Genomic DNA, 14,498 nt, shown 5'->3' with positions numbered 1-14,498 from the left:
ACCTTTGTCCATCAGGCCTCGTAACATGCCGTACATGGATGCCGACTGGCGGCGTCCCGCACGGACAAGCCCTCGCTATGCACAACGCCCCCCTCTATTTCGATTACGCCGCCACCACCCCTGTCGATGACCGAGTCATCGAGGCCATGCTCGGTTGCCTGGGCCGTGCCGCCAACTTCGGCAACCCTGCCTCCAGTGGCCACAGCTTCGGCCAGGCCGCCCGTGAAGCGGTCGAGCAGGCCCGCCGCCAGGTGGCCGAGCGGGTCGGCGCGCAACCCGACGACCTGGTATGGACCTCCGGCGCCACCGAATCCAACAACCTCGCCCTCAAGGGTGTCGCCCAAAGCTACCCACAGCCCGGCCACCTGATCACCAGCCAGCTGGAACACAAGGCCGTGCTCGATACTGCGACCGAACTGGAGCGCCAGGGCTGGGCGATAACCCGCCTGGCACCAGACGCCCAGGGCTTGATCCAGCCCGACGCCGTGCAGGCAGCTCTGCGGGCGGACACCCGGCTGGTGTCGTTGATGGCGGTGAACAACGAACTGGGCACCCTCACCGACTTCGCCGCCATCGGCGCGCGGGTACGCGAACACGGCGCCCTGCTGCATGTGGACGCGGCCCAGGCGGTAGGCAAGGTGCTGATCGACCTGGCCAGCCAGGCGGTCGACCTGATGTCGTTCTCGGCGCACAAGGTGTATGGCCCCAAGGGCATCGGCGCGCTTTATGTCGGCCCCCGCGCCCGCAGCGGCCTGCGTGCGCAGATGCACGGCGGTGGCCACGAGCGCGGGCTGCGCTCCGGCACCCTGGCCACCCACCAGATCGTAGGCATGGGCAGCGCCTTCGCCCTGGCGGGCCAGCCAGGGGACAGCGAACACCAGCGCCTTGAGCAACTGGCCCGGCGCCTGCGCGACGGCCTGCTGGCGCTGCCGGGCGTGTCGCTCAATGGCTGCGCCGTACAACGCATTCCCCATACCCTCAACCTGTGTATCGACGCCAGCGGCTTCAACAGCCGCCTGCTGGCCAACGAACTTGCGCTGTCCACTACCTCGGCGTGCAACTCGGCGAGCAATGCGGCCTCCCATGTGCTGCTGGCCCTCGGCCTGGATGAACGCCGGGCGCGCAACAGTGTGCGCCTGAGTATCGGCCGCTACACCAGCGAGGCCGAGGTGAACCAGGCAATCGCGGTGTTCGAGCGGGTGATTGGCGCGGCCGCTGCGGCACTCTGGTAATCAGTGAGCACGGTTCGCCGGCAAGCCGGCGAACAGGCACATGCAGCCTTCCTGGTGCTTAAGCTGCTCGGTACCGTTTACCTGATCTACCTTGGCCTGCGTCAGTTGCTGGCGCGCAATACTGCGGCGCCGTACTGCCGCAGTTCCTCGGGCCGGGCGGCCGATCTTCGGCCAGTTCGCGGCGATGTACCTGAACATGGCGCTGATCGTCTACACCCTTGCCATGCTGAGAGCGTGTGAACACTCAGCCCAGATTGAAGATCACCGCTTCCCGAATCAGCGCCATGAACGCCCGCTCATTGAGGCGGTCGCCTTCGAACAGATCGATGGCGCGTCGCGTGCCGCCATCGAGGCTGGCATTGAACAATCCGGTCGGGTCCGCAAGTTCCGCACCTTTGAGGAATGTCAGCTTCAACTTGTCCTTGTAGCATTCGCCAGTGCAGAGGACACCGGCATGGAACCAGACGGGCGTGCCGCGCCATTTCACTTCCTCGCGCACGATCGGGTCGGCCCGACGGATCAGGGCGCGCACTTGCGCAAGGCGGGGGCCTCGCCAGTCGGTCAAGGCGGCGATACGGGCATCGATCATCTGCGAGGCGGTGGGATGGGACACGGAAAGATCCTCCAACACGGAAGGCGTGAGTATTTACCATGCCCTGCAATTCTCTCGGCCCGCAGCCGCACTTTTTCAGAACCGTCTTGCCAGTGAACGCCTCGCATCCGTAAGACATTTCCGAATTTGAAACCAATTGCTTCAGCTCGGCCAGCCTAGGAATGATCCCAAGCGCCTGCTGGAAATGGAGGGGGAATGAACAGGACGAGCGAATAGGCGTCACTAGGGCCGCGGTGCGCCCATTCGCCGGCAAGCCGGCTCCCACAACGACCGCGCGGCCCTGAAGGCTGATACTGAACCCGTGGGAGCGGGCTTGCCGGAGAAGACGCCGCATGGCGGCGCCTCTACTTCAGAGGAAAGTGAACACCTCGGCCGCCGGCAACCGCGACTTGCCCAGCCCGGCATTGAAATCCTCTTCGCTGTGATACCCCAGGCTCAACACCACCACACTGGTAAACCCGCGCTCACGCAGCCCCAGCTCGGCGTCCATCACCTTGAAGTCAAACCCTTCGATCGGCGTGGCATCCAGCCCGTAGGCCGCCGCCCCCAGCAACGCGGTCCCCAGCGCCAGGTAGGTCTGCTTCTCCATCCAGTGCTGGAGGTCCTTGTTGTCGTGGCGGTGCAGGTTGACATAGAAGCGGCGGCTCTGGTCCTGCCCGGCCTTGGCCTCGTCGCTGCGGAAACGCCCATCCTTGCCTTCCTGCTCCAGCACCGCCTGCAGGTGCGCCTCGGTCATGTCGGTGCGCGTGGCGAACACGATCACATGGGAGGCATTGAGGATCTTCGGCGTGTTGTAGGCAAAGCCCACCTCGGTGCTCTTGGCCAGGCGCGCCTTGCCTTCATCGGTGTCGGCAACGATGAAGTGCCACGGCTGCGAGTTGACCGAGGACGGGCTGTGGCGCAGTTGTTCGAGCAGCGCATCGATGGTGGCCTGGGGGATGCGACGGCTGGCATCGTAGGCTTTGGTGGTGTAGCGGCGCTTGGCCAGGGCAACGGTGTCCATCAACGGTGACTCCTTGGATGATCGGGATTGAGGCGCATCTTATCTTCCCGGCTGCAAAGAAAAACCAGCACAATGCAGCAACACTTTCATCCCTGGAGTGAAAATGCTGCGCATCACCGACCTCGAACTGTTCGCCCGAGCCAGCGCCCTGGGCAGCTTCACCGCCGCCGCCCACGAGGCCGACCTGCTGCCCGGCCAGGTGGCGGCGGCGATCAAGCGCCTGGAGCGCGAGCTCGATGTGCGCCTGTTCGCCCGCACCACCCGCAGCCTGCGCCTCACCGCCGAGGGCGAGTTGTACCTGCCCACCGCCCAACGCGTGCTCGACACCCTGCGCCAAGGCCGCGAAGACCTGCACGGCAACCACAGCAGCCTGCGTGGCGTACTGCAGGTGGCCGCCCCCTCGGACCTGGGGCGCAACCTGCTGCGGCCCTGGCTGAGTGCGTTTCGCCGCGAGCACCCGGGCCTGAGCCTGCGCTTTCTGCTCTCCGACCAGATGGCCGACTTCTACCGCGACCCGGTGGACGTCGCCATCCGCTACGGCCTCAACGAAGACGCCAACTACATCGCCCTGCCCCTGGCGCCGTGGAACCGCCGGGTGGTGGTGGCCGCCCCTGAATACCTGGCCCGTCACGGCCGGCCGCAAACGCCCGAAGCGCTGCAACAGCACGACTGCCTTTTGTACTCGCAACAGAGCCGGGTGTACGACAAATGGCGGCTGGGCAACCGCACCGTGCAGGTACGCGGGCCGCTGTTCAGCGACGACGCCGACGTGGTGCGGCGCTGGGCGCTGGAAGGCGAAGGCATCGTCTACAAGTCGTGGCTGGATGTCAGCGCCGACATCGCCGCCGGCGCCCTGGAGATCCTGCTGCCCGAACACCCCGGCGAGCCGACCCCGGTCACCCTGGTGTGCCCGCACCGCAAACAGATCACTCCTGCGGTGGCGCAGCTGCACGGCTGGTTGCGCGAGCGCTTCGCCACGCTGCGCCCGGAGGGTGTGTTGCAGCCGGTAGGCCCCGGCGTATAGTGGCGCTTCCCCCGACTGCAAGGAGCTGTCACCCATGCCGAGCCTGGAATTTCTGCTCACCGCCCTGATCATCGTGCTGATCCCCGGCAGCGGGGTGATTCTCACCGTCTCCAGCGCCCTGGTGGCCGGGCGTCGCGCCTGTTTGTGGACCGCCCTGGGCTGCACCCTGGGGATCGTGCCCCACCTGCTGGCCTCGGTGCTCGGCCTGTCGGCACTGCTGCACGCCAGCGCCCTGGCCTTCCAGGGGCTGAAGTTCGCCGGGGTCGCGTATCTCTTGTACCTGGCCTATGCCACCTGGCGTGATCGCGCTGCCTTCGCCGTGGATGAAAAAGCCCCGCCGGCCGCTGCCGCCCAGCTGGTGCTCAAGGCCTGCCTGCTGAACATCCTCAACCCCAAGCTGACCCTGTTCTTCCTCGCCTTCCTGCCGCAGTTCATCGACCCCCACGCCGGCTCCGCCGTGGTGCAGATGCTCGGCCTGAGCGCGGTGTTCATGCTGATGACCTTCGTCGTGTTCGTGCTCTATGGCCTGCTCGCCCACCTGTTCCGCCGTGCGGTGATCGACTCGCCCAAGGTCCAGGCCTGGCTGCGTCGGGGCTTTGCCGCCTCGTTCGCAGGCCTGGGCATTAACCTGGCATTCGCCCAGCGTTGAGCGCTGCACAATCGTTCTAAACTCCAGGGCCGGTTCTGCGTTATGGTCGAGTACCCACCGCAACCGGCCCTCGCCATGAGCCACTGGATCGACCTCAAACAGGACGCCGATACCGGCATCGAGTCGGTCCGCGCCCATTTCACCGGCCACGCCTACGACCCGCACTGGCACGACAGCTTCCTGGTCGGCGTCACCGAACAGGGCGTGCAGCAGTTCAACTGCCGCCGGGTGCGCCACCAAAGCACACCCGGCCAGGTGTTCCTGCTCGAGCCCGGCGACCTGCATGACGGCCTGGCGCCAACCGCTGAAGGCTTCACCTACTCCACCCTGTACCTGGACAGCCACTGGCTGGAAAGCCAACTGCGCACGCTGTTCGAGCAGGCCCCCAGCGACGCCCTCCCCAGCTTCGCCGCCACCCTGCACTGCGATACGCGGCTGGCCGGCGCCACCAGCCGCGCATTCAACGCCTTGCACCAGCAGGACCTGCGCATCGTCCGCCAGACCGCCATCGACGACCTGCTGGCCTGCCTCACCGGCCACCTGCAGTGGCGCCGGCGCCTCGACCCTGACCCGCGCCTGCCGCTGACCGCGCAAGTGGCCCGCGACTACCTGCATGCGCACCTCGACCAGGACATCGGCCTGGACGACCTGGCGCGGGTCTGCGGCGTCGATCGTTTCCGCCTGACCCGCGCCTTCAAGGCCGCCTACGGCCTGGCCCCGCATGCCTACCTGATCCAGCTGCGCCTGGCCCGGGCGCGCCAGCTGCTGGCCCGTGGCCTGGGCCCGGCCGAGGTCGCCACGGCCCTCGGTTTCGCCGACCAGAGCCACCTGGGCCGCTGGTTCCGCCGCGCCTACCGGCTGACACCGGCGGACTACCGCAAGCGCTGCTCAAACCTTCCAGACTGAAACCCGGGCGATTGCGAACATGAGGCCACGATCAACCGGAGCCTCGACCATGTCCCACAGCCTTTTGCCCTTCGTCCTCTTCGCCCTGGCATCCAGCATCAGCCCGGGGCCGACCAACCTGCTGATCCTCGCCCAAGGTGCCCAGCGCGGCGTGCGCGCCAGCCTGGCGCCCACCGTGGCGGCCTGTGGCGCGGCGGCTGCGGTGGTGCTGCTGGTTGGCCTGGGCCTGGGCGAACTGCTGCTTGATCACCCGCTGGCGCAACAGCTGCTCGGCTGGGCGGGTGCGCTGTGGCTGAGCTGGCTGGCCTGGCGCATGCTGCGCAGCGCCGGTGCGCCGCTGCAGGCCGGTGACCATGCAGGCTTTGGCCCATTGCAGGCGGCCACCCTGCAGCTGGTCAACCCCAAGGTCTGGCTGATGGCGCTGGCGATGATCAGCCTGTTTGCCACCCCGGCCCTGCCGCTGTGGTGGTTGACCCTGGTGTTTCTGCTGATCGCCCTGCCGAGCATGACCGCCTGGGCGCTGCTGGGTGCCGGCAGCGCGCGCTGGCTGAATTCGCCTCGGGCATTGCGCTGGTTCAACCAGAGCCTGGCGGGGTTGCTGCTGGTGTCGACCTGGTCGGCGCTGCTGGTCTGACGCCTATTTCATGCAGGCCCCTGCTGGCGGCGGGCCTGCTTGCAGTACACTCGCCAGCCTCACCGTGCCCAAGGCCCCTGCCCCATGCCCCGCTTGCCAAGACTGTTGTTGCCCCTGCTGCTGCTCACCGCCCTCGCCGCCTGCGACCAGGCACCCAGCCGCGAAGAAAAGATCCGCTCCAGCCTGCCCCTGCAGGAAGCCTACGAGCACAACATCGGGCGCATGGCGCAGCTGTTGGCCGTAACCCACCCCAAGCTGCCCGAAGAACAGATCAAGACGGTGCTGCGCAAGCACCTGACCGTCGAGGACCAGCGCCAGGACCTGTACCGGCTCTACAGCGAAAAGAACTTCGACGACGCCGAATTCGACACCATCGTCGCCGCCACCCGCGACCCGGCCAAGGCCAAGGCGCTGGGCGAGACCGATGAAGGCAAGCGGCTGAGCGAGAAACTGACCGCGCTGATGCGCGAGAGCGCCAGGGACCCGAAAGTGCAGGCTTTGGTCGAAGCGCGCATGCAAGAGGTCGAGGACGAACTCCAGGCGTTGCAGCAAGCCGCTCCGTAAAAGCACCGGTGCACGACGCAGGCAGGACATGTAACAAGCTTTGTCTTAATACTGTCATTCTTCGGTCATAGGATTGACCCCGTTCTGCCATTTTCCCTCAAGGATGATTCAGCCATGCGTCGTGTCGTGTTCAACCAGAAAGGCGGTGTCGGCAAGTCCAGCATTGCCTGTAACCTGGCCGCCGCCAGTGCCGCCGAAGGTTATCGCACCCTGCTGGTGGACCTCGACCCCCAGGCCAACGCCACCTATTACCTGACCGGCCTGGTCAACCACGAGATCCCGGCGGGCATCGCCGACTTCTTCCGCCAGACCCTCGCCCCCGCGCCGGCCACCGGCAAGAAGCACCGCGTGGCCATCACCGAAACCCGCTACGCCAACCTGCACCTGATCACCGCCAGCCCCGACCTTGCCGACCTGCAGGGCAAGCTGGAGAGCAAGTTCAAGATCAACAAGCTGCGCAAGTTGCTGGTGGAGCTGTCGGCGGACTACGAGCGGATTTATATCGACACCCCACCGGCGCTGAACTTCTACACCTTCAGCGCCCTGGTGGCCGCCGAGCGCCTGCTGATCCCCTACGACTGCGACAGCTTCTCGCGCCAGGCGCTGCTCAACGTGATGGCCGAGGTCGACGAGCTGCGCCAGGACCACAATGCCGGGTTGCAGGTCGAAGGCGTGGTAGTCAACCAGTTCGCCGGGCGCACCGCCCTGCACCAGACCCTGGTCGACCAGTTGCGCGGCGAAGGGTTGCCGGTGCTGCCGGTGTACCTGAGCAGTTCGATCAGGATGCGCGAGTCCCATGAAGCGGCGGTGCCATTGGTGCACATGGCGCCGCGCCATAGGCTGGCGCAGGAGTTTGTCGAGTTGCTGGATGTGCTGGAGCGGGCGGCGTGAGGAGATTGTGGGCGGGTTGTAGTGGCCGAATTGAGGTCGCGTGTGGGCAGACAGGTGCAGAGCGCTGAAGATGTCCAGCCGAACACACCGCAGCCCCTACCAACGCCGCCCCTGATCACGCTCACGGCCACCACCGCTGTAACGCGTGTCCTGCCCACCCTGAATATTCGACCGACTACTGGAAGTGCTGCCATCGCTGTAGCGCGTATCCTGCCCACCCTGAATATTCGATCGGCTGCTGGAAGTGCGGCCATCGCTGTAGCGCGTATCCTGCCCGCCTTGAATATTCGACCGGCTACTGGAAGAACTACCGTCGCTGTAGCGCGTATCCAACCCACCCTGGATATTCGATCGGCTGCTGGAGCGGCGCCCGTCGCTGTAAGTGGTATCGAAGCCACCCATGATATTGGCGCGGCTGGTGGAGGTGGTGCCATCGCTGTAGCGGCAATCCTCGCCGCCCTGGATGTTCTTGCGGCAACTGTCGGCCAGAGCCGGGGCGCACGGCAACGCCAGCAGCAATGTGGCCAGTAGTACATGGGTTGGTTTCATGGCAGTCCTTGTCGGCAAATTACATTCATCGTCACGCGGCCTGCATGTATCCGCCAATGCTCGCCAAAGCACAAGTAGCCTGAGCCCTTCCTCCTGGCAGACACACAGATTTACCCATCCAAGCCTCTGTTCAGCACAAGACAAATAGTTATAAGATAACGTTTCATTTGACATTCATTCCTGCCTGCGACCCCTTGCCGATGACCAGCGCCACCGCCTCCCCCACCCTGCTCACCCAGCGCCTGCAGAGCATCGATGCCCTGCGCGGCCTGGTGATCCTGTTCATGCTGCTCGACCACGTGCGCGAAACCTTCTTCCTGCACCGCCAGGTCAGCGACCCGATGAGCATCGACGCCACCGACCCCAGCCTGTTCGCCAGCCGCACCCTGGCCCACCTGTGCGCGCCGGTGTTCGTGCTGCTGACCGGGCTGTCGGCCTGGCTGTATGGCGAGAAGTACCAAGGCCGCAGCGACGTCTCGGCGTTCCTGTTCAAGCGCGGGCTGTTCCTGGTGGCGCTGGAGTTCACCCTGGTCAACTTCGCCTGGACCTTCCAGCTGCCGCCGAGCGTGATCTACCTGCAGGTGATCTGGGCCATTGGCATCAGCATGATCGCCCTGTCGCTGCTGGTGTGGCTGCCGCGCCCGGCGCTGTTGGCGCTGGGTGCGTTGATCGTGGCCGGGCACAACCTGCTCGATGGCCTGCACTTCGGCCCGGAGTCGGCGCTGCACGTACCCTGGGCGATCCTGCATGACCGTGGCTGGCTGCAAGCCACCGACAGCCTGCGCCTGCGCACCTCCTACCCAGTGCTGCCGTGGATCGGCGTGATCGCCCTGGGTTATGGCCTGGGCCCGTGGTTCACCCGCGCCAGCGATGCCGCGAAGCGCCAGCAGCGTTTGCTGTTGGCCGGCAGCGCCGCACTGCTCGGTTTCGTCGTACTGCGCCTGCTCAACGGCTACGGCGAAGCGCCGTGGAGCAGCTACCCGAGTGTCACGCAAACCCTGATGAGCTTCTTCAACATCACCAAATACCCGCCGTCACTGCTGTTCCTCGCCCTGACCCTGGGCGCCGGCCTGTTGCTGCTGCGCGGCTTCGAGCGCGCAGGGTCCGCCCGCTGGATCAGCATGCTGGCGGTGTTCGGCGCCGCGCCGATGTTCTTCTACCTGCTGCACCTGTATGTGCTCAAGCTGCTGTACCTGGCCAGCGTGGCGCTGCTGGGCCTCAACCATGGCGACTATTTCGGCTTCGACGGCATCGCCGCGGTGTGGCTGAGTGCCGTGTTGCTGGCTGCGGCGCTGTACCTGCCGGTGCGAGGGTTCGCCCGGCTGAAGGCACGCCGGCGCGACATCGCCTGGCTCAAATACCTGTAAAGGCGTTTTCACCCGGCGGGTGATGGTCTACCATGCCGCCCGCCGGTTTCCACTCGGAATTAATAGGGAATCCCCAGGCCGCCACACGCGTGCCAAAGGGAACTGCCCCCGCAACTGTAGGTGCCGAGCCCGCGCCATCGATGCCACTGGATCAAGCGATCCGGGAAGGCTGGCGCAGGGCCAGGACGCACCAGTCAGGAGACCTGCCGGCACATGTTCACCAACCGGCGGGGTGTCCGGGATGGCCATCCGTTCGTTGCCTCGGGCGCCCTGCCCGAAGCCCGGCGATGCCTGTCCGTGCTCATTCCGTGCACCGTTCGACAGGAGATCGCCCGACCATGCTGCCCCGTATCGCCACCCTGCTCGCCGCCATGTCGCTGTCCGGCCTGGCCCAGGCCGCCGCCACGCACTACCCGCTGACCGTCGAAAACTGCGGCGTGGCGCAAACCTTCGCCCAGGCGCCCGAGCGCGCCGTGACCATCGGCCAGGCCGGCACCGAGATGCTCTATGCGTTGGGCCTGGGCGACAAACTGGCTGGCACCTCGCTGTGGTTCAACAATGTGCTGCCCGAGTTCAAGGCGCAGAACGACAAGGTCGAACGCCTGGCCGACAACGACCCGAGCTTCGAAGCCGTGGTGGGCAAACGCCCGCAACTGGTGGCCGTGCAGTTCGAGTGGATGGTCGGCGCCCAGGGCGTGGTCGGCACCCGCGAGCAGTTCGCCGAGCTGAAGATCCCCACCTACCTGCTGCCGTCCGACTGCGAAGGCAAGGACAACCTGGTCGGCGCCGACGGCACCCGCCTGCAGCCGTTCAAGGTCGAGACCATCTACAAGAGCGTCAGCCAGCTGGCCGAGATCTTCGACGTGCAGGAGCGTGGCACGGCGCTGAACGCGCAACTCAAGGGCCAGCTGGAGCACGCCAGGCAGCAACTGGCCGGCAAGGACCTGTCCGGCACCAGCGCGCTGTTCTGGTTCTCCAGCGCCGACCTTGAGATCGACCCCTACGTCGCCGGCCGCCAGGGCGTGGCCGACTTCATGCTGCAGACCCTGGGCGTGCGCAACGTGGTCGAGTCCAGCGAAGAATGGCCCACCGTGGGTTGGGAAACCCTGGCCAAAGCCAACCCCACCTGGCTGATCATCGCCCGCATGGACCGCCGCCGCTTCCCCGCCGACGACTACCAGAAGAAGCTCGACTTCCTGCGCAGCGACCCGGTCACCCGCAACATGGACGCCGTGAAGAACGGCCGCATCATCGTCCTCGATGCCGACGCCATGCAGGCCGGCATTCGTCTGTTCCTCGGCCTTGAGCGGTTGTCCGCCGCCTTCGCCAGCGGCCAAGCGCCACAACCATGAGCCGCCTGCTGCCCCTCGCCATCGCCGCGCTGGCCGCCCTGCTGCTGGCCATGCTCGCCGGCATCGCCATCGGCGAAACCCGCCTGGGCATCGACCTGGTCTGGCAGGTGCTGGCCAACCAGCTGTGGCAGGCCGGCCACACCCTCGACCCGATCGACGCCGGCATCGTCTGGAACTACCGCCTGCCGCGTACCCTGGTCGCCGCCGCCTGCGGCGCGGGCCTGGCCACCTGCGGCGTGGTGCTGCAGGCGCTGCTGCGCAACCCGCTCGCCGAGCCCTACTTGCTGGGCCTGTCCGCCGGTGCCTCGACCGGCGCCGTGGCGGTCGGCCTGCTTGGCCTGGGCGGCGCAGCGCTGTCGCTGTCCGGCGGCGCCTTCATCGGCGCGTTGGCGGCGTTCGGCCTGGTGCTTTTACTGTCGCGCGCCAGCGCCAGCAGCCACAACAACGCCCAGGTGATCCTTGCAGGCATTGCCGGGTCGCAACTGTTCAACGCCCTGACCGCCTTCCTGATCACCAAGTCGGCCACCGCCGAGCAGGCACGCGGCATCCTGTTCTGGCTGCTGGGCAACCTCAGCGGCGTGCGCTGGCCGTCGGTGTGGCTGGCGCTGCCGGTGGCCGTGCTTGGCCTTGCGGTGTGCCTGTGGCACCGCCGCGCACTGGACGCCTTCACCTTCGGCGCCGATTCCGCCGCCTCGCTGGGCGTGCCGGTGCGCCGCACCCAGTTGCTGCTGATCAGTTGCACTGCGCTGGTGACAGCGGTGATGGTGTCGATCGTCGGCGCCATCGGTTTCGTCGGCCTGGTCATCCCCCACGCCCTGCGCCTGCTGCTCGGCCCCGGCCACAGCCGCCTGCTGCCGGCCAGCGCCCTCGGCGGCGCGCTGTTCCTGATCGTCGCCGACATTCTTTCGCGCACCCTGATCGCCGGCCAGGTGATCCCGGTGGGCGTGGTCACCGCGCTGATCGGCGCACCGGTGTTCGCGCTGATCCTGGTCAGCCGCCGGGGGCGCCCATGACCGTGCTCAATTCGCTGCAAGTCGCCCCGCTCGCCTGCCAAGGCTTGAGCCTGCGCCTGGGTGAGCGCGAGGTGCTGCAAGCTATCGACCTGGCCGTGCGCCCCGGTGAAACCCTCGGCATCGTCGGGCCCAACGGCTCGGGCAAATCCACCCTGCTCAAACTGCTCGCCGGCCTGCGCACGCCCACCACCGGCAACGTGCACTTGCTGGGGGAACCCTTGGCGAAACTGCCGCGCCGGCGTATCGCCCAACAGCTGGCACTGGTCGAGCAACAAGCCGACACCCAGGACGCCATCAGCGTCTTCGAAGCCGTGGCACTGGGCCGCACACCCTGGCTGTCGGCACTGGCGCCGTTCGGCAAGGCCGACCGCGCCATCGTCGACCAGGCCCTGGCCGACGTCGACGCCAGCCACCTCAGCCAGCGCATCTGGCGCGAGCTGTCCGGTGGCGAACGCCAGCGCGTGCACATCGCCCGCGCCCTGGCCCAACGCCCGCAACTGCTGCTGCTCGACGAGCCGACCAACCACCTGGATATCCAGCACCAGCTGAGCCTGCTGCAACAGGTGCAGGCCCTGCCGGTGACCACCCTGGTGGCCCTGCACGACCTCAACCAGGCCCTCACCTGCGACCGCCTGGCCGTGCTCGACCAGGGCCGCCTGGTCGCCCTCGGCAAGCCCGAAGCCGTGCTCACCCCAGAGCGCCTGCTAAGCACCTTCGGCGTACGCGCCCACTACCTCACCGACCCCTTCGACGGCGCGCGCATCCTGCGTTTTCGCGCCCCCTGAACCAGGAAGTTCTGCCCATGCCGCCCCGCTGCGCCGCCCTGCTGCTTGCCGCCTTGCTGACCACCGCCGCCGCCCAGGCCGAGGTGTTCGAAGTGAAGATGCTCAACCGCGGCGCCGAGGGGGCAATGGTCTACGAGCCGGACCACCTGCGCATTGCCCCGGGCGACACCGTGCGCTTTCTGCCGACCCAGGCCGGGCACAACGCCGCGAGCATTCCTGGCCTGCTGCCGGCAGGCGCCGAAGCGTTCAAGAGCAAGCCTAACCAGCCGTTCGAATACACCTTCAGCCAGCCCGGGCTCTATGGCATCCAGTGCATCCCGCACCTGGCGATGGGCATGGTGATGCTGGTGCAGGTGGGCGCGCCCACGCCGATGCAGTTGCCAGACGCCCTGCCCGCCCGCGCGGCCAGTCGCCTCGCCGTGCAGCTGCAAAAGCTGGAGGCCGGCCAATGAAACCGCTGCTCATCGCCCTGCCGCTGCTCGGCCTCAGCCCGCTGACCCTGGCCGAGTCCGCTCAGTCCAAGGCTAACGGCTTTGTCGAAGACAGCAGCTGGAGCCTGCTCAACCGCAGCGTCTACGACCAGCGCGACTACCGCCACGGTGGGCGTAACAGCGCCGCACGCAATGCCTACAAGCCCCGTGCCGAACGCAGCGGCAAGGCCGAGGAATGGGCATACGGCTTGATGGGCACGTTCAGTTCAGGCTTCACCCAAGGCCTGATCGGCGTGGGCGTCGATGCCCACGCCTACCTCGGCGTGCAGCTCGACAGCGGCGGCGGCCGCGCCGGCAAGGCACGCCTGCTGGCCATCGACAACGACGGCCACCCCAAAAGCGAATACAGCCGAGGCGGCGCGGCGCTAAAGCTGCGCGCCTCCAACACCGTGCTGTCCTACGGCGAGCAACGGGTCAAGACCCCGGTGTTCAGCTCGTCAGACAGCCGCCTGTTGCCCGAGACCTTCACCGGCTGGTTCCTCACCAGCAACGAAATCGACCGGCTCAAGCTGGTGGCCGGGCACTTCAACGAAAGCACCGACCGCAATGCCTCCAGCCACGATCAAGGCTTCGTGGTGAACTACTCCAACGGCCGCCAGGGCAACAGCTTCGACCTGGCCGGCGCGGTGTGGAACCCGACCGCCAACGTCAGCGCCAGCCTGTACAGCTCGCGCTACGCAGACACCTGGAACCAGCACTACCTCGGCAGCACCCTCAGCCACGCATTCGACGACCGGCGCAGCCTGAGCCTGGACCTCAACCTGTACCGCACCACCGACACTGGCAAAGCCCTTTCCGGCCGCATCGACAACACGACCTGGAGCCTGGTCTCGCGCTACACCCAGGGCCCGCACGCGTTCAGCCTGGGATGGCAGCAGGTGGACGGCAACACGCCGTTCGACTACGTCACCCGCGGGGCGATCTACCTGGGTAACGCCGTGCAGCTGTCCGACTTCAATGCGCCGAACGAGAAGTCGTGGCAGGCCAGGTATGACCTGAACATGGGGGCCTATGGCGTGCCGGGGTTGAGCCTGACGGCGCTGTATGTGCGTGGGTTCGATATCGATGGCACCCATGTCGATCCGCGTGGGGGGTATGCGTATCTGGGGTATGGCAAGGATGGCAAGCACTGGGAGCGGGACCTGGAGGCCCGGTATGTGGTGCAGAGTGGGGCGGCCAAGGGGTTGGCGGTTTCGGTAAGGCATAACGTGCACCGGGGGGATGCGGCGCAGGCGGAGCTGGATGGAGATCAGGTCAGGGTGGCGGTGGAGTGGCCGATCAGCGGGGGATTTTGATGGTCCTTTGACGACAGTATGTGGGCCATCAGGTGCAGGGCGACAGGTTTGTAGCGCCTATGAGATCGAGCGCCGCCCGCGCGGCGCATCGCTGGCAAGCCAGCTCCCACATCTGTTTCGGGCCAGTCAC

At 66.7% G+C, this 14,498-nt stretch carries 17 protein-coding genes and 1 riboswitch; of the genes, 13 read left to right on the top strand and 4 right to left on the bottom strand.

Going from position 1 to position 14,498, the window contains the following annotated elements:
- Positions 1–77 precede the first annotated feature (77 nt).
- Positions 78–1,232: a cysteine desulfurase family protein gene (locus tag F6X61_RS19855; protein WP_153788069.1), complete on the top strand. Its 1,155-nt coding sequence runs from the start codon at positions 78–80 to the stop codon at positions 1,230–1,232.
- On the opposite strand, the gene F6X61_RS19850 is transcribed toward F6X61_RS19855, so the two are convergent.
- The 3 genes from F6X61_RS19850 to nfsB form a co-directional block, all read right to left on the bottom strand.
- Complete coding sequence (locus tag F6X61_RS19850; RefSeq protein WP_153788068.1) at positions 1,233–1,430, bottom strand: hypothetical protein; 198 nt, start codon at positions 1,428–1,430, stop codon at positions 1,233–1,235.
- Between the two features lie 46 nt (positions 1,431–1,476).
- The gene (locus F6X61_RS19845; protein ID WP_153788090.1) at positions 1,477–1,821 is read right to left on the bottom strand and encodes a DUF1801 domain-containing protein; all 345 of its coding nucleotides are present in this window, start codon (positions 1,819–1,821) and stop codon (positions 1,477–1,479) included.
- A 373-nt stretch (positions 1,822–2,194) separates the two neighbouring features.
- A complete protein-coding gene (nfsB, locus tag F6X61_RS19840) occupies positions 2,195–2,848 on the bottom strand; it encodes an oxygen-insensitive NAD(P)H nitroreductase (RefSeq protein WP_153788067.1) in 654 nt (217 codons plus the stop codon).
- A 103-nt stretch (positions 2,849–2,951) separates the two neighbouring features.
- Between nfsB and F6X61_RS19835 the strand changes: the two genes are divergently transcribed.
- The 6 genes from F6X61_RS19835 to F6X61_RS19810 all read left to right on the top strand — a co-directional run bounded on the left by F6X61_RS19835 (position 2,952) and on the right by F6X61_RS19810 (position 7,516).
- Positions 2,952–3,872, top strand: coding sequence for a LysR family transcriptional regulator (locus F6X61_RS19835; protein ID WP_153788066.1), 921 nt, complete (start codon positions 2,952–2,954; stop codon positions 3,870–3,872).
- Positions 3,873–3,906: 34 nt separating this feature from the next.
- Positions 3,907–4,521, top strand: a complete 615-nt coding sequence (locus tag F6X61_RS19830; RefSeq protein ID WP_110992839.1) for a LysE family translocator — start codon at positions 3,907–3,909, stop codon at positions 4,519–4,521.
- Positions 4,522–4,596: 75 nt separating this feature from the next.
- Entirely contained in the window at positions 4,597–5,427 is an 831-nt protein-coding gene (locus tag F6X61_RS19825; RefSeq protein WP_153788065.1) for an AraC family transcriptional regulator, read from the top strand.
- A 49-nt stretch (positions 5,428–5,476) separates the two neighbouring features.
- Complete coding sequence (locus F6X61_RS19820) at positions 5,477–6,061, top strand: LysE family translocator (RefSeq protein WP_153788064.1); 585 nt, start codon at positions 5,477–5,479, stop codon at positions 6,059–6,061.
- A gap of 84 nt (positions 6,062–6,145) precedes the next feature.
- Positions 6,146–6,625 carry a hypothetical protein gene (locus tag F6X61_RS19815; RefSeq protein ID WP_153788063.1) on the top strand — a complete coding sequence of 160 codons (480 nt, stop codon included), beginning with the start codon at positions 6,146–6,148 and terminating at the stop codon, positions 6,623–6,625.
- A gap of 114 nt (positions 6,626–6,739) precedes the next feature.
- A complete protein-coding gene (locus F6X61_RS19810; protein WP_153788062.1) occupies positions 6,740–7,516 on the top strand; it encodes a ParA family protein in 777 nt (258 codons plus the stop codon).
- Between the two features lie 96 nt (positions 7,517–7,612).
- Here F6X61_RS19810 and F6X61_RS19805 read toward each other — a convergent pair whose 3' ends face one another.
- Positions 7,613–8,065 (bottom strand): hypothetical protein, encoded by a 453-nt coding sequence (locus F6X61_RS19805; protein ID WP_153788061.1) that lies wholly within the window; start codon positions 8,063–8,065, stop codon positions 7,613–7,615.
- 200 nt (positions 8,066–8,265) lie between these two features.
- Here F6X61_RS19805 and F6X61_RS19800 point away from each other — a divergent pair, with 200 nt between their 5' ends.
- The 6 genes from F6X61_RS19800 to F6X61_RS19775 all read left to right on the top strand — a co-directional run bounded on the left by F6X61_RS19800 (position 8,266) and on the right by F6X61_RS19775 (position 14,368).
- Positions 8,266–9,432, top strand: coding sequence for a DUF1624 domain-containing protein (locus F6X61_RS19800; protein ID WP_153788089.1), 1,167 nt, complete (start codon positions 8,266–8,268; stop codon positions 9,430–9,432).
- A 26-nt stretch (positions 9,433–9,458) separates the two neighbouring features.
- Positions 9,459–9,658, top strand: a riboswitch (cobalamin riboswitch).
- A gap of 112 nt (positions 9,659–9,770) precedes the next feature.
- Positions 9,771–10,784 carry an ABC transporter substrate-binding protein gene (locus tag F6X61_RS19795; RefSeq protein ID WP_153788060.1) on the top strand — a complete coding sequence of 338 codons (1,014 nt, stop codon included), beginning with the start codon at positions 9,771–9,773 and terminating at the stop codon, positions 10,782–10,784.
- Entirely contained in the window at positions 10,781–11,797 is a 1,017-nt protein-coding gene (locus tag F6X61_RS19790; RefSeq protein WP_153788059.1) for an iron ABC transporter permease, read from the top strand. The genes F6X61_RS19795 and F6X61_RS19790 overlap by 4 nt, the downstream gene beginning before the upstream one ends.
- Positions 11,794–12,582 (top strand): ABC transporter ATP-binding protein, encoded by a 789-nt coding sequence (locus F6X61_RS19785; protein ID WP_153788058.1) that lies wholly within the window; start codon positions 11,794–11,796, stop codon positions 12,580–12,582. Before F6X61_RS19790 ends, F6X61_RS19785 begins: the two co-directional genes overlap by 4 nt.
- Before the next feature lie 17 nt (positions 12,583–12,599).
- Entirely contained in the window at positions 12,600–13,034 is a 435-nt protein-coding gene (locus tag F6X61_RS19780; RefSeq protein ID WP_153788057.1) for a pseudoazurin, read from the top strand.
- A complete protein-coding gene (locus F6X61_RS19775; protein WP_153788056.1) occupies positions 13,031–14,368 on the top strand; it encodes an OprD family porin in 1,338 nt (445 codons plus the stop codon). Before F6X61_RS19780 ends, F6X61_RS19775 begins: the two co-directional genes overlap by 4 nt.
- Positions 14,369–14,498 lie beyond the last annotated feature (130 nt).

The organism is Pseudomonas sp. EMN2 (assembly GCF_009650555.1).
Lineage (GTDB): Bacteria > Pseudomonadota > Gammaproteobacteria > Pseudomonadales > Pseudomonadaceae > Aquipseudomonas > Aquipseudomonas sichuanensis.
This window is presented reverse-complemented; position numbering and strand designations above follow the sequence as displayed.

What these genes read in the sequence shown, in the direction of transcription:
- F6X61_RS19850 (WP_153788068.1), bottom strand. Translation starts at nt 1,430, where the DNA reads ATGTTCAGGTACATCGCCGCGAACTGGCCGAAGATCGGCCGCCCGGCC.
- F6X61_RS19775 (WP_153788056.1), top strand. Translation starts at nt 13,031, where the DNA reads ATGAAACCGCTGCTCATCGCCCTGCCGCTGCTCGGCCTCAGCCCGCTG.
- F6X61_RS19785 (WP_153788058.1), top strand. Translation starts at nt 11,794, where the DNA reads ATGACCGTGCTCAATTCGCTGCAAGTCGCCCCGCTCGCCTGCCAAGGC.
- F6X61_RS19835 (WP_153788066.1), top strand. Translation starts at nt 2,952, where the DNA reads ATGCTGCGCATCACCGACCTCGAACTGTTCGCCCGAGCCAGCGCCCTG.
- F6X61_RS19825 (WP_153788065.1), top strand. Translation starts at nt 4,597, where the DNA reads ATGAGCCACTGGATCGACCTCAAACAGGACGCCGATACCGGCATCGAG.
- F6X61_RS19810 (WP_153788062.1), top strand. Translation starts at nt 6,740, where the DNA reads ATGCGTCGTGTCGTGTTCAACCAGAAAGGCGGTGTCGGCAAGTCCAGC.
- F6X61_RS19790 (WP_153788059.1), top strand. Translation starts at nt 10,781, where the DNA reads ATGAGCCGCCTGCTGCCCCTCGCCATCGCCGCGCTGGCCGCCCTGCTG.
- F6X61_RS19830 (WP_110992839.1), top strand. Translation starts at nt 3,907, where the DNA reads ATGCCGAGCCTGGAATTTCTGCTCACCGCCCTGATCATCGTGCTGATC.
- F6X61_RS19795 (WP_153788060.1), top strand. Translation starts at nt 9,771, where the DNA reads ATGCTGCCCCGTATCGCCACCCTGCTCGCCGCCATGTCGCTGTCCGGC.
- F6X61_RS19845 (WP_153788090.1), bottom strand. Translation starts at nt 1,821, where the DNA reads ATGATCGATGCCCGTATCGCCGCCTTGACCGACTGGCGAGGCCCCCGC.
- F6X61_RS19820 (WP_153788064.1), top strand. Translation starts at nt 5,477, where the DNA reads ATGTCCCACAGCCTTTTGCCCTTCGTCCTCTTCGCCCTGGCATCCAGC.
- nfsB (WP_153788067.1), bottom strand. Translation starts at nt 2,848, where the DNA reads ATGGACACCGTTGCCCTGGCCAAGCGCCGCTACACCACCAAAGCCTAC.
- F6X61_RS19855 (WP_153788069.1), top strand. Translation starts at nt 78, where the DNA reads ATGCACAACGCCCCCCTCTATTTCGATTACGCCGCCACCACCCCTGTC.
- F6X61_RS19800 (WP_153788089.1), top strand. Translation starts at nt 8,266, where the DNA reads ATGACCAGCGCCACCGCCTCCCCCACCCTGCTCACCCAGCGCCTGCAG.
- F6X61_RS19815 (WP_153788063.1), top strand. Translation starts at nt 6,146, where the DNA reads ATGCCCCGCTTGCCAAGACTGTTGTTGCCCCTGCTGCTGCTCACCGCC.
- F6X61_RS19780 (WP_153788057.1), top strand. Translation starts at nt 12,600, where the DNA reads ATGCCGCCCCGCTGCGCCGCCCTGCTGCTTGCCGCCTTGCTGACCACC.
- F6X61_RS19805 (WP_153788061.1), bottom strand. Translation starts at nt 8,065, where the DNA reads ATGAAACCAACCCATGTACTACTGGCCACATTGCTGCTGGCGTTGCCG.